This is a genomic window from Neisseria elongata subsp. elongata (assembly GCF_900113545.1).
GTDB lineage: Bacteria > Pseudomonadota > Gammaproteobacteria > Burkholderiales > Neisseriaceae > Neisseria > Neisseria elongata.
Genome location: NZ_FOPS01000001.1, coordinates 278114 through 301009 on the forward strand (window position 1 = coordinate 278114; position 22896 = coordinate 301009).

Below are 22896 nucleotides of genomic sequence, written 5' to 3' on the forward strand. Positions count from 1 at the left end.
ATTAACCAATGTAAACTGCGGATTATATATGAATAGCAACAAAACATGGTCGGGAAGATTCAACGAGCCGGTATCCGAACTGGTAAAAAAATACACCGGCTCCATCGAATTCGACAAACGTTTGGCACAATGGGACATCCAAGGCTCACTCGCTCATGCCGAGATGTTATGCCAATCCGGCGTGTTGCCCGCATCCGACTTGGATGCCATCCAACAGGGTATGGCCGAGATTTTGGCAGAAATCGAAGCCGGCAAAATCGAATGGTCGCTGGATTTGGAAGACGTCCACATGAACATTGAACGCCGCCTTACCGACAAAATCGGCGATGCCGGCAAACGCCTGCATACCGGCCGCAGCCGCAACGATCAAGTCGCCACCGACATCCGCCTGTGGCTGCGCGACCAGATTACCGTCATTCAAGACCTGATTCGGAGCCTTCAGACGGCCTTGGTCGATTTGGCGGAACAAAACGCCGAAACCGTCATGCCCGGTTTCACCCATCTGCAAGTCGCCCAGCCTGTCAGTTTCGGACACCACATGCTCGCCTACGTCGAAATGCTCGGACGCGATTTTGAGCGCATGACAGACTGTCGCAAACGTGTCAACCGTATGCCGCTCGGTGCAGCCGCCCTTGCCGGTACGACTTATCCGATTCAGCGCGAAATCACCGCCGAATTGCTGGGTTTCGAACAAATCTGCCAAAACTCGCTCGATGCCGTATCCGACCGCGATTTTGCCGTCGAGTTCACCGCCGCCGCCTCGCTGGTTATGGTTCACCTGAGTCGTTTGTCCGAAGAATTGATTTTGTGGATGAGTTCGCGTTTCGGCTTTATCGACATTGCCGACCGTTTCTGTACGGGTTCGTCCATCATGCCGCAGAAGAAAAATCCCGACGTGCCCGAACTCGTGCGCGGCAAATCCGGCCGTGTCATCGGACACCTTATCGGCTTGATTACCCTGATGAAATCTCAGCCCTTGGCATACAACAAAGACAATCAGGAAGACAAAGAGCCGTTGTTTGACACCGCCGACACGCTCATCGACACGCTGCGGATTTACGCCGATATGATGCGCGGCGTGACCATCAAACCCGACAATATGCGCGCCGCCGTGATGCAGGGCTTCGCCACCGCCACCGATTTGGCGGATTATTTGGTGAAAAAAGGCATGCCTTTCCGCGACAGCCACGAAGTCGTCGCCCAAGCCGTGCGCCATGCCGACCAAGCGGGCGTCGATTTGAGCGAACTGCCGCTTGCAGTCTTGCAAGGTTTCAGCAAGCTGATTTCAGACGACGTGTACGGCGTGCTGACACCCGAAGGCAGCCTGAACGCGCGTAACCACTTGGGCGGAACCGCACCGGAGCAAGTGCGCTTCCAAGTGAAACGCTGGCGGCAGTTACTGGCTTGATTCAAGTGATGAAAGAGGCCGTCTGAAAACTTTTTTCAGACGGCCTTTTATATTTCCTGAAGGATTTAGACAGGCAATATCGGGAAAATCCTGATGATTTATGTGAAAAAGACAGAGGCATCATTTGAACTAATTTTCAGACGGCCTGAATATTTTCATATTTAGATACTCCCTGTTTAAATCCGTCTGAAAAAAATATTGCCTTCAACAATAAATTTCCCTATAATGCGCCTCTTATTTCAGGAAAGGTGGATGAGTGGTTGAAGTCGCACGCCTGGAAAGCGTGTATACGTGAATAGCGTATCGAGGGTTCGAATCCCTTCCTTTCCGCCACAAATTTAAAAAGCAGACTGTTTTATACAGTCTGCTTTTTGTTTATCTCCATTTTAATCAACTGCCACAAGGTTCGAACCTCAGACAATCAAAGAATGTAGGTAAGATAAACCGACAATATGGCAGTCAATGAGACTATACATTAACTTTAAAATTAAGAATATCCAGCTGTATTGCACACCCCCAAAGAAAATCATTTTCTTCATGCACAATGCTGAACAATCAAAGTAGATTGCCCAGCACTGTTTAGTTTATGGGTTCAAAGCCTCCTACTGCATCGGCCTGATTAAATCCAGTTTGTGAGCAAGTTATTCGCATAACTCTTTTACACTATCGGGAATATTGCCGCTGCATACCCATGTAATTTTATTGCCTTCCTGCAATGGAAGCATAGCCAAAGCCTGATCGCTGCCAACCGGAATAGCGGTAATCGTGCCCTGCAGGATGCTGATACTTTGCCAATACTTATGCTGCGTTTCGTTCAACATCAGTGCCTCTGTAATCTGATTCAACTCCAAACCTTCCGATAGCTTGGACGCAACCAGGTTTTGCGTAAAAATCAAGGCATCAGCAGCAGAGTCAGGATTAGGGCTGCTTTTCTGTTCGATATTGGGAACGGGACTCCCCGTTACTGGGGAAACAGCCGTCGGCATTTCCAAACCGGATAGTTCATAAACAGGCTTCAATGCCGTATTAAACTGTGGTGCAAAGCGCTCGATGCCGACACAGGTACCCGCCAACAACAGGCACGCGATGCCCAGCAACAATCCGATTACGGCCACTCCGCCCCGTCCTTTGAATCCGCACACCACCGCTAAGACTGCCAAAGCGATCGGCAATACATATAGCGGCACGCCCAAGTCAGTAACAACGCTGCCTAACTCAAGCGTTTTCAACAGCGGCAAAACGGCAAAGGCAAGAATGGACAACAACAATCCCAACGCACCCGCCGTACTGCCCGGCGCGGCACTTTTTTTGTTTTTTTGCTGATCGAAAGGATTGCGCGACTTGGTTAATGAATTAGAAAATTTAGACATGATTTTAGATAAAGTGAGTAATTGACAATATAATATTTGGCGTAATTCTATCAAGTTATGTTAAAACAGGCAATTGCCTCTGCAATTGCCTGTTTGTTTGAACAGCCGTTTCCGGACTCTGATTCATGCTTTTCAGACGGCCTGTCTGAATTTAAAACAACCGTGTCCATATTGGGGAGAAGGTGTTTTGAATCAGACAGACAGTCGATACTGCTTCTATTCAAGCCGAACCCAAAGTTTATTCTTCCGGTTCTTCCCCGTCGGTTTCATCACGCACGCCTTCGGTAATTTCGATATTGGTACCGGCGGCAGCCCGGATTTTGCTGTCGATTTCGTTTGCAACATCGGGATTTTCTTTCAGCCAAACGCGTACATTATCTTTGCCTTGACCGATTTTCGCACCGTTGTAGCTGTACCATGCGCCTGATTTTTCAACAATATCGTATTTCACGCCGAGGTCTATCAATTCGCCTTCCCAGCTCACGCCTTCGCCGTAGAGGATATCGAATTCGGCCTGGCGGAACGGCGGGGCAACTTTGTTTTTGATGACTTTGACTTTGGTTTCGTTACCGATAACGTCATCGCCTTTTTTAATTTGGCCGGTACGGCGGATGTCGAGGCGGACGGATGCGTAGAACTTCAGGGCATTACCGCCGGTGGTGGTTTCCGGGCTGCCGAACATGACGCCAATCTTCATGCGGATTTGGTTGATGAATACCACCAAGGTGTTGGTTTTTTTGATGTGGCCGGTCAGTTTGCGCAGTGCCTGGCTCATCAGACGGGCTTGCAGGCCGACGTGGCTGTCGCCCATATCGCCTTCGATTTCCGCTTTCGGTACAAGTGCGGCAACCGAGTCGATAACCACCATGTCTACGCCGCCGGAACGCACCAGCATATCGCAGATTTCCAATGCCTGTTCGCCGGTATCCGGCTGGGAAACCATCAATTCTTCCACTTTCACGCCCAGCTTGCGCGCATAAATCGGGTCGAAGGCGTTTTCGGCATCGATAAAGGCGCACACACCGCCGTTTTTCTGGCATTGGGCGATGGTTTCCAGACACAGGGTGGTTTTACCGGAAGATTCCGGGCCGAAAATTTCAACAATGCGGCCGCGCGGCAAACCGCCGACGCCGAGCGCCAAATCGAGGCCGAGCGAGCCGGTAGAGACGACTTCGAGGTCTTCATCCTGATGGCTGCCGTCCATTTTCATAATGGAACCTTTGCCGAACTGTTTTTCGATTTGGGCCAAGGCTGCGGCCAAGGCTTTGCTTTTGTCTTCCGATTTGCTGCTTTTTTTCTCGTCTGCCATGGTGGGTATTCTCGTTGAGGTTTGTCAAATGGGGTGATGATTATCTCATAAGGGGAGGCCGTCTGAAACCCAAGTTTTCAGACGGCCTGCATGTGCGGATTAAACGATTTCCGCTTTCTCGATGATAACGGGTTCTACCGGAACGTCGTCGTGGTAGCCGTGGCGTTTGGTGGTGACGTTTTCAATCGCATCGACCACATCGAAACCGTCCGTTACTTTGCCGAATACGGCATAACCCCAACCGTGCAGGCTGGGCGAGGTGTGGTTGAGGAAGTCGTTGTCTTTAGTATTGATAAAGAACTGGGCGGATGCGGAATGCGGGGCTTGGGTACGCGCCATGGCGATGGTGTATTTGTCGTTTTTCAAGCCGTTTTGCGCTTCGTTCTGAATGCTGTCGCGGGTGGCTTTTTCGCCCATGTCCGGGGTCATGCCGCCGCCCTGTATCATGAATCCTTTGATGACGCGGTGGAAAATCACGCCGTCGTAGAAGCCGTCTTTAACGTATTGTTCGAAGTTGGCGGCAGTAATCGGGGCTTTTTCGTGATCCAGTTCGAGGGTAATCACGCCTTTGTTGGTGGTCAGTTTAATCATTTTGCAATCCTTTCGGTTGAGGTAAAGGCCGTCTGAAAACTTTTTTCGTGTAAAGGTTTTTTTCAGACGGCGTGGAAATCAGTGTTGGCCGTCGAGCCAGCGTTCGGCATCGAGAGCGGCTTGGCAGCCGGAGGCCGCGCTGGTGATGGCTTGGCGGTAGGTGTGGTCTTTCACATCGCCCGCCGCCCAAATGCCTTCGATGTTGGTTGCGCCGACGTTGTCGCCGCTGCCGCCTTTGGTTTTCAGGTAGCCTGCGTCGTCCATTTCCAGCTGGCCTTTGAAGATGTCGGTGTTGGGTTTGTGGCCGATGGCGATGAATACGCCTTTGACGGCGATGTCTTCGCTGCGGCCGTCGTTGAATTTCAACCGCGCGCCGGTTACGCCGCTGTCGTCGCCCAATATTTCTTCCAATACGGCTTCGGTTTTCAGGATGATTTTGCCCTCTTCCACTCGGCGCATCAGTTTGTCCACCATGATTTTTTCGGCACGGAAGCTGTCGCGGCGGTGTATCAGGGTAACGGTGTTGGCAATGTTGGCCAGGTAAAGTGCTTCTTCCACGGCAGTGTTGCCGCCGCCGACAACGGCTACGTCTTGTTTTTTGTAGAAGAAGCCGTCGCAGGTGGCGCAAGCGGACACGCCGCGTCCGGCGAAGGTTTCTTCGCTCGGCAGGCCGAGGTATTTGGCCGATGCACCGGTGGCAACAATGAGTGCGTCACAGGTGTATTCGCCCGCATCACCGATGAGTTTGAACGGGCGTTGCTGCAATTGCGCGGTGTGGATATGGTCGAAAACGATTTCCGTGCCGAAGCGTTCGGCGTGAGCGAGGAAGCGCGCCATCAGTTCGGGGCCCTGCACGCCGTCGGCATCGGCAGGCCAGTTGTCCACTTCAGTGGTAGTCATGAGTTGGCCGCCTTGTTCCAAACCGGTGATGATGACGGGATTGAGGTTGGCGCGGGCGGCATAAACGGCGGCGGTGTAACCTGCGGGGCCGGAACCGAGGATGATGAGTTTGTGGTGCTTGCTGCTCATGGTTTATTCCTTGCTGTATCTAGGGATGCGGTGCAATGTTTTTCAGACGGCCTCATTTGTTAAGGGGCCGTCTGAAAACGGTTAGCGGCGGCGGCCGAATCCGCTGCGGCGCGGCATGGTGGGACGGCGCGGCTGCTGATAGTTGGATTGGGCGCGGTCGGTCGGCCGGTAGCCGCCGGCCTGTTGGCCGCGTTGTCCGGCATTTTGCGGGCGCAGGCTGGTCGGCGCGGTGGGGCGTTTGCCTTTGTATTGCTGCTCGTAGCGGCTGCGGACTTGTTGCACGGCCGGACTGTTGGCCGGGGCGCGGGCGAATTTGTTGGCCAGGGCGTTGCCGATGAAGGCACCGGCCGCCGCTCCGACCAGGCTTTGCAGGAACCAGCTTCCTGTTGAGGAATCATACATATATTGCTGGCCGTCTTTGCCGGTTACGATTTCGCCGTTTTTGCCCTGCTGCTGGGCTTCGGGCGACAGGGTTTCATTAACGGCATCGGGCAGGAGCTGGTAAACGGTTTGGTCGGCGGCCGAGGCAGCTTGCGCCTTCAATTGGGCGATTTGCTCCTGTTGCGCTTTAAGCTGCTGTTCGAGTTCGGCCTGTTTGTCATTACCGCAGGCAGCCAAGGCGAATGCAGTGAAAACAAGCAGTGTCAGGCGGGATTTTTTCATCGTTTTCCTTTGTGATGACGGATGTGGACGAAGGCCTAATATTAGGCGGGGGGCGGGAAAATCAAGGCCGTCTGAAAAATCCGGCATAAGGTATTTTCAGACGGCCTTTGAAATGGTTTCGGCACCATGCTTAATGTTTGTCTGAATCCAATTTTTGCGCGCCCTGCTTCAAGGGAATATTGGTTTTCAGATAGGTCAGCAGGCCGGTATACATGCCGAGCCCGGTACGCTGCGCCAATTCGTTTTTCAGTTTTTTACTTTCATCCGCATCGGCTTTCTGCACTTTTGACGACAAGACTTCCACCAACAGCGGCGCAGGCTGTCCTTCCAGCAGCGCGTAAGCGGGTTTTCCGTCTGTCGGGTGTGCTTTTGCCAGCGCGGCCAATGCCTGAGGAGACAGGCGCAACCGTGCGTCCGACGCGCTCAGGGTTTCTTTTTCCGACCACGCCAGTTCGGGCTTGCCGCCTTTTTGCAGTTCGGCCAACAGTTTTTTCGCCTGCTCCATCGCCGCTTTGGCCGATTCGCTGTTTACGTAGGCCGTGCGTACCTGTTCTTTTACCTGTTCGAAAGCCGGCGTGCTTTCTTCCCGCGTTTCCGTGGCACGAAGCACCCAAGAAGTATCGCCAACCGTAATCACGTCGGAATTGTGTTTCTTCTTAAACACTTCGTCGCTGAACAACACCTCCAGCCATTCGGCAGGAATATTTTGCTGCACGGCATTTTGACGGCTCAACCATTCGTTGTGGCTTTGGATGGGCAGTCCTGTTTTCTCGGCTGCGGCCTTCAGGCTGTCGGGGAAGTCAAACGTGGTTTGCGATAGGGTTTGCCGCATCTGCGCCAAGGCCTGCTGCGCTTTTTTCTGCTTCAATTCCGCTTCCAGCGAGGCTTTGGCTTCGTCAAAACTCTGCTGACCCTGCGTATTGGTGATGCGGACGATATGGAAACCGGCAGTGCTTTCCACCAGGGCGATGTCGCCTTTGTTCAGCTTGGCGATTGCCGCTTTAAACTCTTCCGGCAGGGCGGAAGATTTATCCACCACACCCAATGCGCCGCCGGACTGGGCCGTGGCGGTATCTTGCGAATATTTTTGCGCCAGGGCGGCAAAATTGTCAGGTGCAGCTTTTGCTTCTGCCAGCACTTTTTCCGCTTCCGCTTTGATTTTGGCTTTATCGCCGCCCTGAGCCAGGGCAAACATGATGTGCGACACTTCCTGCTTGGGTTGTGCGGACGACTGCTGTTCGGCGAAGGCTTTTTTTACTTCTTCTTCGCTGACGATCTGCCTGTCGGCCAAAGTTTTTGCCGACAATTCGATATATTCGAATTTCACCGCTTTCGGGATGAGGTATTTGCTTTTGTCTTTATCGTAATAGGCCTTCAGCGCGGCATCGTCCACTTTGATTCCGGCGGCAAAATTGCGCGGGTCGACCACGGCGGTGCGGATTTCGCGCTCGGCCTGCATCAGTTTGGCGATACGTTCGAGCTGCTGGCTGCTGACGATGTTGCCGTTGGCGGCAAGGTTAGCCACGTTCTGCAATTCAAACTGATGGCGCAGCTTTTCAATCAGCTGGTCTTCGGTCAGGCCGCTTTGCGCCAGAAAATTTCGGAATTTCTGCTCGTTAAAACGGCCGTTTTCGTCTTGAAAGCCTTTGTCGTCCATAATGACCTGCTTCAACTGCTCCAGCGAAACATTGATGCCCATTGCGCGCGCGCCTTCGTAAAGGTAGGCACGGTCGGTCAGCACGGCCAGCGCGTCCTGATTGGACTCCAAGCCCTCTTCGCGCACGGTGGCCTGCACATTTTGCGTACTGATTTTTTCGTCTCCCACTTTGACGATGTAGTCCGAACCGGGCGCGGCGACGGTAGATGCGCCGAAACCGATAAAAGTCAGTGCAATCAAACCCAGCATTATCTTGGCCGGGCCGTTGTATTTCTCTACGGCTGAAAACATAGCTTCCAAGTAAAATCAAAGAATAAAAAGGCCGTCATTGTAACTGATTTTACCCACGGCAGAAATAGCGTGAGGCCGTCTGAAATACCGACCACCCGGCCCCTTATGCTTGACAATAGATAAATGATAATGAAATGATTTAAATTCCTTATTTTTACGGAGTGCGTATGAATGATGGAAAATATCCCGAACAACCTGTCTGAAAATGCGGAATTTCCGCACTCATCTCCACCCCAATCCGAAACGGCACACGACGGCGGCAGGCCGTCTGAAAACGGTGTTGAAGGCGTTTCCGACAACCAGCCGGAACATAAGCCCGACGGTGCGGATTCCCAAACAACCCAACCTGCGTCCAAAACGCAACCCTCTAAAAAAAGCAAACGCAAAAAACGCAATACCAAACGCCGCATCAGCGAAATCGGTACAGGCAAAGGCGTGGAAACCATGTTCCGCAACGCCGTGCGCTCAGAAATGGAGCTGCTCGCATTGGCGGCAACCAAAGCCAACATTATGATTTCGCTCAACGGCTTCATCGTATCGGCATTGATGATTTCGGGGGCATTTATTTTCTCGTCGTCGCCCGAATTCCTGATTCCCGCCAGCACATTTATGATTACCGCCGCCGCATCCATCGTGTTCGCGCTGCTTTCCGCCTCGCCCGAACGAATCGGCAAAGTGCGTGCGGCGCGCGAATGGCTGAAAGACGTGCTGCGCCGACGGGCGAAACTCTCGGACTGGAAAACCCGTGTCAGCCATGCCGAAACGCGCTTTTTCGGCGGCGGCCAGCCCAATATCCTGATTTATGAAGACCGCGTGAAGGTACAGAAAGAAGAATATTGGGAAATGATGCAAGAAATTATGGGAGACCGAAAACAAGTGTACGAAAAAATGAGCGACCATCTTTACTGGCTGGGCCTACTGACCGACAAACAGTTTAAATACATCAACTTATCCTACTCAGTATTCCGCTGGGGGCTGCTTGCATCCCTTTTCGCCTTTATCGGCGTGAAAACCCTGCCCACATTGATGCCTTCATCCGCCGACAATTCGGCAGAGCTGCGCGCACTGGGTATCGATATGTTTAAAGGCGTGTATGAACCTTCCGCCGTACAACAGCTTCCCGACGGACGGCTGCTGATTGCCGAAGACGAACCGAACCATGCTTTCAGCATACTGTCCATTGATAAGTCTGAACAACTGATTGAAGACGAATCACTCGACACCCGTATCATCACGGGCTTCAAACGCCGTCTGAACGACTTGGAGGCACTCGCCCGCGACGATGAAGGCTTCATCTACGCGCTGACCTCGCACTCGCGCAACAAAAAAGGACAGCGTTCGCCCGACCGGGAACACATGCTGCGTTTCAAAATCCAAAACGGCGAGGTGTTGGGCCTGACGAGCTACGACGACCTGACGCAGGTGTTGGAAACCGATACCAAGCTGCACGACCTGATCCGCGAACGCACCAACGCCGAGGTTTCGTTTGAAGAAATCAATATAGAAGGTATGGCTTTCGATCCGGTGAAAAAACGGCTGGTGCTGGGCTTCCGCGACCCCGAATTCAACAACATGGCATTGGTTGCCTTTATCTCCAACCCGAAAGAAGTGTTTGAGCACAAGGCCAAACCCGAGTTTGACGAAGTCGCGGTCATCGACATTGCCGGCGGCGGTATCCGTTCGCTCAACTACGACCCTATCCTGAAAACCTACATCATCGCCAACGAGGTCAAAGACGAAGCCGGCGAAAGGTTCTCGCAATTATGGACCTGGAGCGGCAAACACAGCGACGAGCCGCAGAAAATTACCCTGCCCAACCTGCAGCACATCAAAAACGTGGAAGCCGTCGACTCCATTACCGTAAACGGCAAGCCGCGTCTGATTGTGATGGGCGACGAAGGCAACGCCTCGAAAAAACTGACCGCCAAATTCATGATGGTCGATTACAGCACGCTGAGCAAGGATTAAGCCAAGCAGGCGATGCAGATACAGGCCGTCTGAAAACCATAATATCGGTTTTCAGACGGCCTTTCGTTCTGCGGACGGAGGATGGCGGCAATGATGCCATCGGCCATATATGAAAGACGGGACAAACCAGCGGCCAACCGTGCATTTTCAGACAGGAGGCCGTCTGAAAGGCATCATCCGCAAAAATTGACGAATCGTTACGGATTCATTTGCCTGGCCGCAGCGTTACCATCTCCTGACACAATCCGCTAATCCGCATGAACCGTTTCTTCCCAGCCGCCGCCCAATGCTTTGTACAGGTTTACCGTCGCCTGCGCCCTGGCCAGTTGCGAACGTATCAGACGTTCTCTGGCTTCTTGTTCGTCCAGCCTCGCACGCAGGGCCTCGTCCAGCGTCAGGCTGCCGTAACGGAATAATTTTTGCGCCCCGTTGGCACGGCTTTGCGCCTGTTGCAGGGATTGTTGCAGTAGTTTGCTTTGCCGCGTCAGGGCGGTTTGGCTTTGGTAGGCGGAATCAACTTCGCCCAAAGCGGTCAGCAGGGTGCGGTCGTAATTCAACAGGGCGGTTTTTAAGCGGGCATCGGCGGCATCGATGTTGGCCTTGATGCGGCCGTTGGTAAACAGCGGGACGCTGATGCCGATTTTAAACAGGCTGTTCCAACCATGCAGGCTGCGATCGCCTTCAAGTTCGAGACGGCCGCCCTGCCCCAGAAACTGTATGGTGAAACGCGGTAACAGGTCGGCTTTCGCGCCGGCGAGTTTGGCAGCATAAGCGCGGACTTCGGCGGCGCGGGCGCGAAGGTCGGGACGGCGTTCGATCAATCCCTGCGGGGTCTGCCCGCTTGGTGCTTCAGGCTGGGCGGACAGGATGTCGGCGGGGCTGTCGGGCAGCCGGAAGTGTTGCGGCACTTGGCCGGTCAATACGGCGATGTTGCGGACGTATGCGCCGTATTCGGCATCAAGTGTGCTTTGTACGGCTTGTGCGGCGGCCAGCGCGCTTTGCGCCTGTTTGACAGCATGGGCATCAACGTGTCCGGCACGGAAGCGTCCTTCAGCATATTGCAGCATTTTCTGCAGGACGGCGATATTGGCGGCGGCAGTCTGCTGCCGCGCCTGTACGGCGCGGGCGTTCAGGTAGTTAGCGGCAATTTCGCCCGCCAGCAAAAGTTGCGCGCCGTACAAGGCTTCCTGCTGCCCCAGTGCGGCATAGTTTGCGGCATCGGCATCGCTGCGCTTGCGGCCGAAAATATCGGGTTCCCATGATGCCTGTATGCCTGCGGCCAACAGGTTTTGGCTGCCGCTCAAAGTGTCGCGGCCGAGTTTTTCGGTTTGGGGGTTTTGTGCCAGCCGGCCGCGTATGCCGTCATCCAATGGGTTGTTTATTTCGCTGTGCGTGGCGCGGGCTTCGGCACTGATGCCGCTGTTGATGCCCATGTCGGCAGCGGCCAGCCTTGCCTGTGCGCGGGCTTCGTCCAGACGGCTGCGGGCGATGCGGATGTCGTGGCCTTGCGCCAAGCCTTGCTCTATCAGGCGGTTTAATACGGGGTCGTGCCAATTCTGCCACCAGCGGGCGGTTTCGGCACTGCCTTGGGCGGCCCGGTTTTGGCCGTAGGCTTCGGGCAGGTTTATTTCGCTTTTCAGGGGGATTTGCGTGCTTTGGCAGGCAGTCAGGATGCAGACGGCCAAAGCCAAGGCTGTTTTTTGCGGTCGGAACATGGGTTTTCCTTTGTTTGTTGCTTTTGACGGCGGCGGAAGCAAATCGGGCGATGCCGTTGCGATTCGGATTTACGCCGCCATCATCGGTTTTGACGTTTACCTGCAATTTTTTCAGTTAGTCTGAGCTTATAATGTCTTTACCGTTATCGGTATGTTTTTCAATAGGAGCTTATTATGTTTGCAAGCAAGCCGCTTTTTTCCGCACTGGCCTTGGTACTGGCTTTGGGAGTGTCCGTACCTGCCGCCGCCGAACCGCCGCACGGCCGTCATGCGGGCAAGGCTCATAAGGCTGAGAAGCCGAAAAAGCTGCACCCGGCCTGTAAAAAATATCTCGACCGCCGCGCCAAGTGGTATCGTTTGAAGGGCGATAAGGCGGAGCTGCGGGAAAATGCGAAGGCAAAACAGGCGTTCCGCGAGCTGCCTTACCGCGATCAGGCTGAGCAATGCCGCGCAGCTTATGATGCATTCGACGATTTCGACCACGGCAAATTCCGCCGTTAATCGAACATCGGCTTTACAGGCCGTCTGAAAGGTGTTTTGCCGTTTTCAGACGGCCTTTAGATTTATTATCCCTACCCTTCTAATTCCGCATTGTCGGCTTTTATCTGTCGTTTTTGTTTTTTGCGTTGTTCTTTATATTCCCTGTCGGCTTGCGCCTGTTTGCCGTACCAGTCTTCCACCATGCGGCGGCTGCGGTCGGTTTCGCGGTAGCCGTCTGCCTTTTGACGCGGCGGAAATTCGACTTCGGGCACGGGCAGGTGTTCGTAGGGGATTTGGCTCAACAAATGGCGGATGATGTTCAGGCGGGCGGTGCGTTTGTCGTTGCTGTCGGCCACGAACCACGGCGCCCACGACGTGTCGGTGGCGGCCATCATTTCGTCGCGGGCGCGGGAATAGTCGTACCAGCGGCGGTAGGACTCGGTGTCCATGGGCGAAAGTTTCCAGACTTTGCGCGGGTCGGCGATGCGGTTTTTCAGACGGCGTTCTTGTTCTTCCATATCGATTTCCAGCCAATATTTGAGCAGGATGATGCCGCTGTCGGTGAGTGCCTTTTCAAAAAACGGCATGATGGTCAGGAATTTGAAGCAGTCTTCTTCGGTGCAGAAACCCATCACGCGCTCCACACCGGCCCTGTTGTACCAGCTTCGGTCGAAGATGACGACTTCACCGGCGGCGGGCAGGTGCGGGATGTAGCGTTGCAGGTAAATCTGGCTTTTTTCGCGCTCGGTGGGCGTGGGGAGGGCGACGGTGCGGAAGACGCGCGGGCTGACGCGCTCGGTAATCGCCTTGATTGTGCCGCCCTTTCCCGCGCCGTCCCGCCCTTCGAAGATAATGCAGACTTTCAGGCCTTCGCGTTGTACCCAGCGTTGCAGGGCAACCAGTTCGCCATGCAGGTATCTCAATTCGCGCAGGTATTTTTTCAGGCTGATTTTGGCGGGTTTGCCTTCGGTTTTCTGGTTCATTTTTCGGTCTCCTTTGATTATGCCGGCCACCCTATCCGCTATAACGGTTTTTTCTGCCTGCCTTGTGCATCGAAATTATCGTCGGACAGCCAGTCGAGGAAACGCCGTTTGCGTTCCGGCCATTCGCTGTCGATTACCGAATACCAATTGGTGTCGCGGCTGCGGCCACGGTTGATGCGGTCTTGGCGGAAAGTACCTTCGTAAGTGAAACCCAGCCGTTCGGCGGCGCGGCGGGAAGATGCGTTCAGCGCGTCGCACTTCCATTCATAGCGGCGGTAGTGCAGGGTTTCAAATACATATTGCATCAGCAGGAATTGCGCTTCGGTAGCCGCGCGGGTGCGTTTCAGTTTCTCGCCGTACACCACCCAGCCGACTTCGATCGTGCGGTTGGAGGTATCGGTACGCATCAGTGCAACCGTGCCGACCGCCCGTCCGCTTTCCTGTTCGACAATGGCAAACCAATACGGGTCGGCAGATTGCTCCAGCTTGGCCAAATAAGCCGCCAAGCCGTCTGCATCCGTTATCGGGCCTATGGAAAGATAGGTCCAATTTTCCGGCGGCGAAGCATATACTTCCCGCAAACTGCTACCGTGTTTTTCTGCCGACAGTTTCTCCAACCGGCAGAAACGTCCCTGCAATAATTGCGCCTGCGGCAGGCTGCCCGCACCCAAATTTTCCACGATTTCGCCAACCGGTTGGCCGTATTCGTTTTCAATCATCTTTTCAATCTTTCAAGAATAGGTTGTGAAGAAGTTCGCTTTGTAATTTTAGCGAAACTCGCTTCGCTGCTCATTTTCAGACGGCCTATCTAACTCTGCCGTTCCAGCATCCCTTGAAACCGCAACAATGCCAGCCACAAGAATCCTACGCCGATACAGCCCATGATCAGCATATGCCCCCACACGATTTCAATCCCTGCGCCGCGGAACAGAATGTCTTGCGAGAATTTGACGAACTGCGTCAGCGGCCAGTATTCGCTGATCAATTGCGCCGCGTGCGGCATGTTGCTGCGCGGGGATGCGCCGCCGGCAAACAGGTTCATCACGATATACACTGGCAGCATCAGCATACCGAACTGTCCCATCGTCGATGCGAACGTGGCAATCATGATGCCCAGCGACGCCACCGAAAACAAAAATAACGCCAGCCCTACCGCATAAAGCGGCACCGAGCCGATGAGCGGCACGCCTATGCTCAAATGCACGATAAACCACAGCGACGACAACGCCGCCACCCAAATCACGGCGGCATTTGCCAGCACTTTGCCCATCATCAGTTCGAACGCATTGACCGGCATCACCAGCAAATGCTCGATTGTGCCGCGTTCACGTTCGCGGATAACCGCCGCCCCTGTCAATAAAATCAGCAACATACACGACATCGAGCCGATTTGCGAAGTCGGCATGAACCACGCGCTTTCGCCGTTGGGATTGTAGAAGGTGTTAACGACAGGCTTGATTAACTCCGGCCGCATCACGCCGGTGAATTCGTAAATTTCGCGGTTGATAATTTGCGAAAGATACGACGCGCCCACCCCCGCCTGCGTCATCGACGTCGCATCAACCAAAAGCTGCAAATCAGGATTGCGCCCCGCCGCCATGTCGCGCTGAAAATTGGGCGGTACTTCCAAAATAAAGGTGAATTCGCCCTTGTCCATCAATTCGTCCGAATCCTCTCGCCGCACGTCCTCTACCGGTTTGAAAAACGGATGCTGCACGGCATCGCGGATGCGCATGGACAAGACCGAACGGTCTTGGTCGATGATGCCGACGGTGGCGTTTTTCAAATCCGCCCCGACCTGCGCCATCTGATAAATCGTGGCGGTGAAGATGTACACAATCAGCACCATCAGCACCGGATCAGTCAGCACGCTGCGGAACTCTTTGAGCATCAGGGTCAGAATGTTTTTCAGGGTACGCATGGGGATTCCTGTTGGTAACTTGCTTTCTCAAAGGCCGTCTGAAAAATTGTCCGGCTGTTTTTCGGCTTTACAGCCTGCTCCTTTAAACAAAACGGCGTTTGCCGCGTTACTCCGCCAGCGCCTCATCTACTGCCGAGAGCGCATGGATGGCGGTGCTGTCGAACACGGGCAGCGGGCTGTCGGTTTCGTTCACAAGCAGGCAGATTTCGGTGCAGCCGAGTATCACGCCCTGCGCGCCTTCGTTTTTCAGACGGCCTATCACGTCGTAAAAGTAACGGGCGGATTCGGGGCGGATGCGGTTCAGGCACAGTTCGTCAAAAATAATGCGGTGGATTTCGTCTTGTTCGGCGGCGGTCGGAGTTATGGTTTGTACGCCCTGCGAACCCATGCGCTCCGTATAAAAACCGTCGCTCATGGTAAAGCGCGTGCCGAGCAGGCCGACGGCGGACAAGCCCTGCCGTTTGATGGCGGCGGCGGTGGCATCGACGACGTGCAGCAAGGGAATACCGGCCGCCTGCTCGATAGCGGGGGCGACTTTGTGCATGGTGTTGGTAGCGAGCAGCAAAAAATCCGCACCGCCCGCTTCCAGCTTCCGCGCGCTTTGCGCCAACACGTTTCCTGCCGCCACCCAGTCGCCACTTTTCTGCAAACGGACGATTTCTTCAAAATCCACGCTGTCGAGCAGGATTTTGGCGCTGCGGTTGCCGCCCAAACGACGGTTGGTTTCGCGGTTGATGATTTGGTAGTAGAGCACGGTGCTTTCGGGACTCATGCCGCCGATGATGCCTATGGTTTTCATGTTTTTTCCTGAAATTTAATAAATAAAGTCTGAAAACGGGGATAAGGGTAATGCCAGTCATCATGTCCTCTTGTATCTAATGTGTGAAATTAACCAATTCTAGCGTGTCAGCACGAAGCTGTCGTCTATCAGCCGCCACACGTTTTCTGCGGGCGTTTGCGCCAATACGATACTCAACCAGTGTTCTTTGTTCATGTGGTAGGCGGGCAGGATGCCTGCCGTTGCGCGCCATGCGCCGATGTGTTCGGGGCGGCATTTGACGTTGACGATTTCCGTCAGACTGCCCTCGCCCATACCCAATTTTTCAGACGGCATGGGCATATACAAACAGAACCATTTGCGATTGCCCGTGTGGCGGAACACGGCAAAGTCGGGGGATTTCGCCCACGGATATTCCGCCGCCGCGCCGTAGCGTTCTGCCAGTCCGTCAAACAGGGTTGCTCGGTTCATGGCGTTTTTTCCTTTATAGTGGGTTAAGGAACAAATCAGGCATCAAGACCCGCCTGCTGAGTTTTCAGACGACCTCTCACTTCTCCTGCTTCTTCAACAACAAACACGCCAAAATCAGGCTGGTGGCGGCAAAGGCGGCGATGGCGGCGTATTCGTGCAGCAGGTCGGCGGTGTGCAGCCCTTTGGTGAAGCTGCCGACGCTGACGGTGTAGTACCACGACGACGGGAAGGTTTTGCCGATAACCAGCGCGCCGCCTTCCATGGTGGACAGCGGGTAGAGAAAGCCGGAATAGGTTTGCGCGGGAATCATGGTGATGATGGCGGTGGAGAAGATGGCGGCAAGCTGGGAGCGCACAAAGCAGGAAATCAAAAGCCCCAGCGCGGTGCTGGCGGACACCATCAAGAGCGTGCCGACGGCGAGTCCGGCAAACGAGCCTTTGAGCGGCACGCCGAACAGGTAAATAATCATCAGCATCATGGCGGCGAAATTGACCATGCCGACGGCGATATAGGGAAGCTGTTTGCCGATCAGATATTGCGCCACGGCGGCGGGCGATGCGTAGAAATTGGCGATGGAACCGATTTCGCGTTCGCGCACCACGCCGACCGCCGACATCATGGCGGGTATCATCATCAACACCAGCATCATCACGCCCGGGGCGATGGCGTTGATGCTGTCGAAATCCTGATTGTACATAAAGCGCGGTTCGATGCAGGCGGGGGCTTTGAGCGAAACGGGCAGCCCGCTTTCGGCGATGCGGTCTTTAGTGTAGGCGGTGATCAGGCTGCCGATGTAGCCGCGGATGTTGGTGGCGTTAAACGGCATGGAGCCGTCCACATAAAAACCGACTTCGGGTTTGAGCCCGCGCGCCAAATCGCGCCCGAAACCGCTCGGAATATCGATGACCAATATGGCGCCGGAGCTTTTGAGCACGGTGTCGATTTCGGCTTCGGACTGTATCGGTGGCTGTTGGAGGAAGTAGCGCGAACCGTCGAAATATTCGACCAGCTCGCGGCTGGCGGCGGTTTGGTCGCGGTCGTAAACGGCGAATTTCAGATTCCGCACGTCAAACGAAATCCCCCACGATACCGACGCCATAATAATCAGCGGGCCGAACACGGCAAAAAACAGGCGGATTTTGTCGCGCAAAAGTTCTTTGGCTTCGCGGCGGGCGAAGGTCCAAATCATGGAGAAGCGGTATTTGAAGGTTTGGATGTTTGGGTTGTCTCGCAGGGTGTGTGAACTTGGTTCACGCACGCCGTTTTGGTTTTCAGACGACCCTATATCTTTTCCTTGAAGGTCGTCTGAAAGCTCAGAATGCCTGTCATCCGATGCCACTTCCGCGTGCGTGGCTTGCGCCACACACCCTACGGCCGGAGTTTCCGCCGGTAGGGTGTGTGAACCTTGTTCACGCACGCCATTTTGGGTTTCAGACGACCCTGTATCTTTTCCTTGAAGGTCGTCTGAAAATTCAGAATGCCTGTCATCCGTTCCCCCTTCCGCGAGTGTGGTTTGTGCCACACACCCTACGGACGGAGTTTCCGCCGGTAGGGTGTGTGAACTTTGTTCACGCACGCCGCCTGTATTTTGGAGCAACTCGCGTTGATCACTTTCAGAGTGCGCAGCCTCCTGGCGGGACAACCCTTCCCCACCTTCTGCTTCAATCAGATACTGCACAAACGCTTCTTCCAAATCCGGCGCATTCTGCCTTGCCGCCAGTTCGGCGGGCGTACCCACCGCCAACACGCGGCCTTTGTGCATAAAGGAAATGCGGTCGCAGCGGGCGGCTTCGTTCATAAAGTGGGTGGAAACGAAAATGGTGATTTTGTCTTCGCGGGAGAGTTTCAGAAGATGCCGCCAGAACATATCGCGCGCGGCGGGATCGACCCCCGAAGTCGGTTCGTCCAAAATCAATACTTCGGGATGGTGCAGACAGGCGGCGGCAAGTTGCAGGCGTTGGCGGATGCCCAACGGCAACGATGCGGGCGCAGTGTCGGCAACGTCCGCCAAATCAAACTGTTGCAGGGCTTCCTCCACCGCCGCCGCGCCTTTAGCGCCCATCTGGTAGAGTCTGGCGTGCAAATCCAGATTGCGGCGCACGCTCAGTTCTTCATACAGCGAAAACGCCTGCGACATATAGCCGACACGCATTTTCGTATCCAAGCCGCCCGCGTCTATCGGCTTGCCCAACAGCGTGGCGGCGCCTTCGGTCGCTTCCAGCAAGCCGGTCAGCATTTTCATGGTGGTGGACTTGCCGCAGCCGTTGCTGCCGAGAAAGCCGAAAATCTCGCCTTTTTGAATGGTGAAGCTGACATGGTCCACGGCGGTGAAATCGCCGAAACGCTTGGTCAGCCCGTGCGCTTCCATCGCGGGCGGCGCAGCGGGATCGGGGACGAACGGAGTAATGTCCAAACCGCCCGAACCCTGCTGTTTCTCCGGCGGCAGCATTTTGACGTAGGCCTCTTCCAACACGTCGGTGCCGTAATCCGCCAGCACATCGGCAGTAGGCTTGTTTTCCAACAGCCTGCCCGCATCCATCGCCAGCAGCCGCTCGAAACGCTGCGCCTCTTCAATATAGGCAGTCGCCACAATCACGGTCATGCCCGCGTGTTCCCGCCGCAAATCGTCCACCAACGCCCAAAACTGTCGGCGCGACAAAGGGTCCACGCCCGTGGTCGGTTCGTCTAGAATCAACAAATCCGGGCTGTGCACCAGCGCGCAGCACAAACTCAGCTTCTGCTTCATCCCGCCCGATAGCTTGCCCGCCGCCCTGCCGGAAAACGGCGCAAGGCGGGTCGCCTCCATCAGCCGCGCAATCTGCCGCGTGCGTTCCTGCCCGTCCAAACCAAACAGCCGCGCATGGAAATCGATATTTTCATACACCGACAACGTAGGATACAGGTTGCGCCCCAAACCCTGCGGCATAAAGGCGATGCGGTGCGACAAGTCCCGCCGCACGTCCTTGTCCGCCATATCACCGCCCAACACTTCCACCCGTCCGTCCTGAATCACCTTCACCCCCGCCATCAGCGAGAGCAACGTCGATTTGCCCACCCCGTCCGGCCCGATCAAACCGACCGTCGCGCCTTTCGGGATGTCCAGCGACACATCGTCAAGCGCAAGGGTCTTACCGTAGCGGTGGAAAAGGTTTTGGATGGAAACGGTGTTCATGATGCAGCCTTTTTTGCAGAAAACAGGATTTCAGACGACCTATTCGTAACGGCTGATTTCCAAAAGATTGCCGTCAGGGTCGCGCAAATAAACCGACCGTATCGCGCCGACCGCTCCCGTGCGCGTAACAATCCCGCTGATGGCTTCCACACCGTGCGAAGCCAATTCTTCCAAAACCTGCTCCAACGGCGTCTCCGTCAACAAACACAAATCCGCCGTACCGCAGGCAGCATTTTCAGCATGAGGCACAACTTCCGCCCCGCGCCTGTGCAGATTGATTTTCTGCCTGCCAAACAACAAAGCCTTACGCCCCTCGCCAAACGTGATTTCTTCCATACCCAAAATACGGGTGTAAAAATCAATGCTGCGGGAAATATCGGCAACGGTTAAAACCAAATGATCCAGCGAAGTAATCTTCATTTTTGTATCTCCTTAGTTTTGTTTTGGTCTGATCGCAAGCAACGAATCAATCAGGCTTCCGACTTAAAACTTCTGCCAACGTTTTACCCGCAGGCGTGTATTCGCCTTCTTTTTCTCCGTAAAAACCCGAATCCGCCAACACAATCCGCAAATCGTCAGGCTGGCGGAAATCATAAGCATAAAATATACCACCGCCGTCAAAGGCAACCGGCAGGAAATGTGGGGCGTAACACCAAAATTCGTAACTAAAATAAAATTCCACCACGTCTTTCGGCGAAAAATAGCCGAATTCCCGCCCGTTTCCTTCGATTTCGCCACTTACGGCATAACGCCAAAGCTGTTCCATCTCTTTGGGAATATAAAAATAATCGGGCAGCCGCAGGCAGGTGGCGGCAAATTTCCCCACCACGCCCGCTTCGGGAAAAGCCTGTGCCAAAGCACGAATACCTTCATCGCCGATATACTTGTCCGCCGCCCGAAAAAAACACGACAAATCCTCATCGGATGCGGGAGCTTCGCGGCTGAGAAAGTTAAATTTCTCGTACCACATCTTTAAAAGCTTGTTCCCGGCCTTGCGCAATAGTTTGCAGTAAGTTTTTTGGTTTGGCGGACACCGTCTTTTTCCTCATGACCGATATGGTAAACCTCAATGTCGCATCCATCTTCCTCTGACAGATAGCGGACTTCATAAGCCTCGCCTGCCTTAGGTGTGAAAGAAGCGGCAACTCGGCAACTATAATGGTAATTTCTCGTTTGAGACGAAAATGCACCGTCCAAAACCACAGGCTGATCCGCCGATACGACCATCTCGCGATAAGAATCACGGAAAACGAATCCGGTGTCTTTTTCCGTTTTACGGCTCAACTCGGTAGGCGGAATACCTATCGAAATATTCCTAACCTTACGCGGCAATCCGTTGACAAAACGACGGTTTACCGCATTCCGTTTTGTTCCCTCCCATTTTGCGCAGTCCGTTTCAGGATATATGCGGATCAAATCCGAACCATATGAACCATATGAGCGGATTTGTGCCTGACTGCCCGGATCAAAAGCAACGTTTTTCTTTACAACCTGACTCTGCATCGAGCCACACGCCGACAACAGTAAAATCGAACCCAAAAGTAAAACTGATTTCATTATTTTCTCCAAATTTTCAAAATACAATTGTTGATAAACAAGATTGAAGCGTAGTCGGTTATCCCGAAAAGGTCGTCTGAAAAACCGTCCTAACTGTTTTCAGACGGCCTCAAACCGACATCATCCCCAAAACGCTTCTTCAAACCCTGCCGCACATTCAGGCGGCAGTTCTCGGCACAGCAAATCGTGCAATTCCGCACTCAATTCTGCAGCCGTACAACAGCCTTCTTCATCATAAACCGCTCTGCCCTCTGCCTGCCATTTCTGTTCAAAATCATAAATTGCCAATAAAGTCTGCATCAGAGCAGCCACGGACGGCGCGACAAGGCGGCGGTTTTCCACCGTACCGTAACCGGTCATCAGCCAATAAACAGGGCTGTCAGGTGCGACGGTATCGGCAAAAAGAATCGAATCGTCAAACATTACGCCAAACACCACCCATTCTTCGCGCCAACCTTCTATCGGCAGATATTGTTTGGCTTTTCCATTCCAGCCAAACGCCCAATCGTTCCAAATATCCGGCAGCCTTGCATAAGGCAACCATTGCAAAAACAGGGTTTCCATTTCCAGCCAATAATCGGCAAGCGGGTTTTCACTCCGCCACGCGCCGTCCATATTGCGGTAAAACCCGTCCAACGCGCCCAAACGCAGATGCCGCCCGCCTTCCAACGGCGGCAATTCTTGCCGCGTTTGCATGTAGGGGAAGCCGAAGGTCAGGGAGAAAGTTTGGATAAGGGCATCGTTCATCGGATTATCTCCCGCATTCTGACGGTTTGACAGCGGCGAAAACAACAAAATTATAATGTTGGAAATACAAATCGGCCTGAAGCCCGGCTTCTCGCAGCCATTGGAACTGGTCGGATAACGTAGCCATGCGGTCGAGTTTGATGCGTTCGAATGCGGCATTTTTCTCGGCTTCGGTCAGCGCGATGTTATGCATAACATGCTGCCGCCATGCTTCGGTATAGATGCGTTCGGCGGCTGCGGTTTCGCCCAACACTTGGTCGGCGTTGATAAAGCGGCCGTTTGGCACAAGCAGGCGGGCAACTTGATGAAACAGCGATTGTTTCTGCCCGTTTTCTAAATGATGGATGGCCAAGCCGGACACAATCAGGTCGAAATCGCCCTCCGACAGGCCTGCGGCTTCGTCCAACCGCGCCAAATCCTGCGCCATATAACGGAAATTCGGCAGGCCTTGGAAACGCTGCCGGGCTTGAGCAAGCATCTGCATGGAAATATCGACCAAAGTATATTCGGCGTCAGGACAACGTGCGTGTATAAATGCACTCATCAAACCCGTACCCGCACCCAAATCAAGTACGCGGCGCACATTCGGCACACCTGCGGCCAAGTCGGCGGCGGTTTGGTAAAACAGGTCGAAACAGGGTATCAGGGCTCGGCGTTGACCATCGTATTGTGCGGATACGGCGTTGAATTGATTTTGTATGGACTGGGTATCCATATTATCCTTTCTTTCAAATCAAACATACGGTTTCCTTGTTTTCAGACGACCTCATACCGTCAAAACACAAC

The 22896-nt window shown here is 54.0% G+C and carries 21 protein-coding genes and 1 tRNA gene; 4 read left to right on the top strand and 18 right to left on the bottom strand.

Features of this window, described 5'->3' with window-relative positions:
- The first annotated feature begins 28 nt into the window (after nucleotides 1-28).
- A complete protein-coding gene (argH, locus tag BM261_RS01435) occupies nucleotides 29-1408 on the top strand; it encodes an argininosuccinate lyase (protein WP_074894441.1) in 1380 nt (459 codons plus the stop codon).
- A 242-nt stretch (nucleotides 1409-1650) separates the two neighbouring features.
- Nucleotides 1651-1741, top strand: a tRNA-Ser gene (locus tag BM261_RS01440).
- A 308-nt stretch (nucleotides 1742-2049) separates the two neighbouring features.
- Here the strand turns inward: BM261_RS01440 and BM261_RS01445 are convergent.
- From BM261_RS01445 to BM261_RS01470, 6 genes are all read right to left on the bottom strand, one after another.
- Entirely contained in the window at nucleotides 2050-2832 is a 783-nt protein-coding gene (locus BM261_RS01445; RefSeq protein WP_240317904.1) for a sugar ABC transporter permease, read from the bottom strand.
- A gap of 184 nt (nucleotides 2833-3016) precedes the next feature.
- Nucleotides 3017-4087 (bottom strand): recombinase RecA, encoded by a 1071-nt coding sequence (recA, locus tag BM261_RS01450; protein ID WP_074894445.1) that lies wholly within the window; start codon nucleotides 4085-4087, stop codon nucleotides 3017-3019.
- Nucleotides 4088-4186: 99 nt separating this feature from the next.
- A complete protein-coding gene (locus tag BM261_RS01455) occupies nucleotides 4187-4678 on the bottom strand; it encodes a peptidylprolyl isomerase (protein ID WP_049249526.1) in 492 nt (163 codons plus the stop codon).
- Nucleotides 4679-4756: 78 nt separating this feature from the next.
- Complete coding sequence (gene trxB, locus BM261_RS01460; protein ID WP_074894447.1) at nucleotides 4757-5707, bottom strand: thioredoxin-disulfide reductase; 951 nt, start codon at nucleotides 5705-5707, stop codon at nucleotides 4757-4759.
- 81 nt (nucleotides 5708-5788) lie between these two features.
- Nucleotides 5789-6370 carry a hypothetical protein gene (locus BM261_RS01465; RefSeq protein WP_074894449.1) on the bottom strand — a complete coding sequence of 194 codons (582 nt, stop codon included), beginning with the start codon at nucleotides 6368-6370 and terminating at the stop codon, nucleotides 5789-5791.
- 130 nt (nucleotides 6371-6500) lie between these two features.
- On the bottom strand, nucleotides 6501-8318 hold the full coding sequence (locus BM261_RS01470; RefSeq protein WP_074894450.1) for a SurA N-terminal domain-containing protein: 1818 nt from the start codon (nucleotides 8316-8318) through the stop codon (nucleotides 6501-6503).
- Between the two features lie 171 nt (nucleotides 8319-8489).
- Here BM261_RS01470 and BM261_RS01475 point away from each other — a divergent pair, with 171 nt between their 5' ends.
- Nucleotides 8490-10286, top strand: a complete 1797-nt coding sequence (locus tag BM261_RS01475) for a Pycsar system effector family protein (protein ID WP_370446624.1) — start codon at nucleotides 8490-8492, stop codon at nucleotides 10284-10286.
- Between the two features lie 248 nt (nucleotides 10287-10534).
- Here BM261_RS01475 and BM261_RS01480 read toward each other — a convergent pair whose 3' ends face one another.
- Nucleotides 10535-12001, bottom strand: a complete 1467-nt coding sequence (locus tag BM261_RS01480) for an efflux transporter outer membrane subunit (protein WP_074894452.1) — start codon at nucleotides 11999-12001, stop codon at nucleotides 10535-10537.
- A 174-nt stretch (nucleotides 12002-12175) separates the two neighbouring features.
- Between BM261_RS01480 and BM261_RS01485 the strand changes: the two genes are divergently transcribed.
- Nucleotides 12176-12502: a stress response protein gene (locus BM261_RS01485; protein ID WP_074894454.1), complete on the top strand. Its 327-nt coding sequence runs from the start codon at nucleotides 12176-12178 to the stop codon at nucleotides 12500-12502.
- Nucleotides 12503-12573: 71 nt separating this feature from the next.
- Here BM261_RS01485 and ppk2 read toward each other — a convergent pair whose 3' ends face one another.
- From ppk2 to BM261_RS01540, 11 genes are all read right to left on the bottom strand, one after another.
- Nucleotides 12574-13464, bottom strand: a complete 891-nt coding sequence (ppk2, locus tag BM261_RS01490; RefSeq protein ID WP_074894456.1) for a polyphosphate kinase 2 — start codon at nucleotides 13462-13464, stop codon at nucleotides 12574-12576.
- A 38-nt stretch (nucleotides 13465-13502) separates the two neighbouring features.
- Nucleotides 13503-14183, bottom strand: a complete 681-nt coding sequence (locus tag BM261_RS01495; RefSeq protein ID WP_074894458.1) for a GNAT family N-acetyltransferase — start codon at nucleotides 14181-14183, stop codon at nucleotides 13503-13505.
- Nucleotides 14184-14272: 89 nt separating this feature from the next.
- A complete protein-coding gene (locus BM261_RS01500) occupies nucleotides 14273-15385 on the bottom strand; it encodes an ABC transporter permease (RefSeq protein ID WP_074894460.1) in 1113 nt (370 codons plus the stop codon).
- A 106-nt stretch (nucleotides 15386-15491) separates the two neighbouring features.
- Nucleotides 15492-16184, bottom strand: a complete 693-nt coding sequence (locus tag BM261_RS01505; RefSeq protein WP_074894462.1) for an aspartate/glutamate racemase family protein — start codon at nucleotides 16182-16184, stop codon at nucleotides 15492-15494.
- Nucleotides 16185-16283: 99 nt separating this feature from the next.
- On the bottom strand, nucleotides 16284-16634 hold the full coding sequence (locus BM261_RS01510) for an MmcQ/YjbR family DNA-binding protein (protein ID WP_074894464.1): 351 nt from the start codon (nucleotides 16632-16634) through the stop codon (nucleotides 16284-16286).
- A 76-nt stretch (nucleotides 16635-16710) separates the two neighbouring features.
- On the bottom strand, nucleotides 16711-19806 hold the full coding sequence (locus BM261_RS01515; protein ID WP_074894466.1) for an ABC transporter ATP-binding protein/permease: 3096 nt from the start codon (nucleotides 19804-19806) through the stop codon (nucleotides 16711-16713).
- Between the two features lie 39 nt (nucleotides 19807-19845).
- Complete coding sequence (locus tag BM261_RS01520) at nucleotides 19846-20226, bottom strand: VOC family protein (RefSeq protein ID WP_074894468.1); 381 nt, start codon at nucleotides 20224-20226, stop codon at nucleotides 19846-19848.
- Between the two features lie 46 nt (nucleotides 20227-20272).
- Nucleotides 20273-20776: a hypothetical protein gene (locus BM261_RS01525; RefSeq protein ID WP_074894469.1), complete on the bottom strand. Its 504-nt coding sequence runs from the start codon at nucleotides 20774-20776 to the stop codon at nucleotides 20273-20275.
- Between the two features lie 2 nt (nucleotides 20777-20778).
- Nucleotides 20779-21363: a hypothetical protein gene (locus BM261_RS01530; RefSeq protein ID WP_074894654.1), complete on the bottom strand. Its 585-nt coding sequence runs from the start codon at nucleotides 21361-21363 to the stop codon at nucleotides 20779-20781.
- 120 nt (nucleotides 21364-21483) lie between these two features.
- Nucleotides 21484-22110 carry a hypothetical protein gene (locus tag BM261_RS01535; protein ID WP_074894471.1) on the bottom strand — a complete coding sequence of 209 codons (627 nt, stop codon included), beginning with the start codon at nucleotides 22108-22110 and terminating at the stop codon, nucleotides 21484-21486.
- A 4-nt stretch (nucleotides 22111-22114) separates the two neighbouring features.
- The gene (locus tag BM261_RS01540; protein WP_074894474.1) at nucleotides 22115-22825 is read right to left on the bottom strand and encodes a class I SAM-dependent methyltransferase; all 711 of its coding nucleotides are present in this window, start codon (nucleotides 22823-22825) and stop codon (nucleotides 22115-22117) included.
- Between the last annotated feature and the right edge of the window lie 71 nt (nucleotides 22826-22896).

Excerpts from the sequence above, each read along its gene's own strand:
- BM261_RS01505 (WP_074894462.1), bottom strand. The coding sequence starts at position 16,184 with ATGAAAACCATAGGCATCATCGGCGGCATGAGTCCCGAAAGCACCGTG.
- BM261_RS01465 (WP_074894449.1), bottom strand. The coding sequence starts at position 6,370 with ATGAAAAAATCCCGCCTGACACTGCTTGTTTTCACTGCATTCGCCTTG.
- BM261_RS01475 (WP_370446624.1), top strand. The coding sequence starts at position 8,490 with ATGATGGAAAATATCCCGAACAACCTGTCTGAAAATGCGGAATTTCCG.
- BM261_RS01500 (WP_074894460.1), bottom strand. The coding sequence starts at position 15,385 with ATGCGTACCCTGAAAAACATTCTGACCCTGATGCTCAAAGAGTTCCGC.
- BM261_RS01520 (WP_074894468.1), bottom strand. The coding sequence starts at position 20,226 with ATGAAGATTACTTCGCTGGATCATTTGGTTTTAACCGTTGCCGATATT.
- BM261_RS01495 (WP_074894458.1), bottom strand. The coding sequence starts at position 14,183 with ATGATTGAAAACGAATACGGCCAACCGGTTGGCGAAATCGTGGAAAAT.
- trxB (WP_074894447.1), bottom strand. The coding sequence starts at position 5,707 with ATGAGCAGCAAGCACCACAAACTCATCATCCTCGGTTCCGGCCCCGCA.
- BM261_RS01480 (WP_074894452.1), bottom strand. The coding sequence starts at position 12,001 with ATGTTCCGACCGCAAAAAACAGCCTTGGCTTTGGCCGTCTGCATCCTG.
- BM261_RS01470 (WP_074894450.1), bottom strand. The coding sequence starts at position 8,318 with ATGTTTTCAGCCGTAGAGAAATACAACGGCCCGGCCAAGATAATGCTG.
- BM261_RS01485 (WP_074894454.1), top strand. The coding sequence starts at position 12,176 with ATGTTTGCAAGCAAGCCGCTTTTTTCCGCACTGGCCTTGGTACTGGCT.
- recA (WP_074894445.1), bottom strand. The coding sequence starts at position 4,087 with ATGGCAGACGAGAAAAAAAGCAGCAAATCGGAAGACAAAAGCAAAGCC.
- BM261_RS01530 (WP_074894654.1), bottom strand. The coding sequence starts at position 21,363 with ATGAAATCAGTTTTACTTTTGGGTTCGATTTTACTGTTGTCGGCGTGT.
- argH (WP_074894441.1), top strand. The coding sequence starts at position 29 with ATGAATAGCAACAAAACATGGTCGGGAAGATTCAACGAGCCGGTATCC.
- BM261_RS01540 (WP_074894474.1), bottom strand. The coding sequence starts at position 22,825 with ATGGATACCCAGTCCATACAAAATCAATTCAACGCCGTATCCGCACAA.
- BM261_RS01535 (WP_074894471.1), bottom strand. The coding sequence starts at position 22,110 with ATGAACGATGCCCTTATCCAAACTTTCTCCCTGACCTTCGGCTTCCCC.
- BM261_RS01525 (WP_074894469.1), bottom strand. The coding sequence starts at position 20,776 with ATGTGGTACGAGAAATTTAACTTTCTCAGCCGCGAAGCTCCCGCATCC.
- BM261_RS01515 (WP_074894466.1), bottom strand. The coding sequence starts at position 19,806 with ATGAACACCGTTTCCATCCAAAACCTTTTCCACCGCTACGGTAAGACC.
- BM261_RS01510 (WP_074894464.1), bottom strand. The coding sequence starts at position 16,634 with ATGAACCGAGCAACCCTGTTTGACGGACTGGCAGAACGCTACGGCGCG.
- BM261_RS01455 (WP_049249526.1), bottom strand. The coding sequence starts at position 4,678 with ATGATTAAACTGACCACCAACAAAGGCGTGATTACCCTCGAACTGGAT.
- ppk2 (WP_074894456.1), bottom strand. The coding sequence starts at position 13,464 with ATGAACCAGAAAACCGAAGGCAAACCCGCCAAAATCAGCCTGAAAAAA.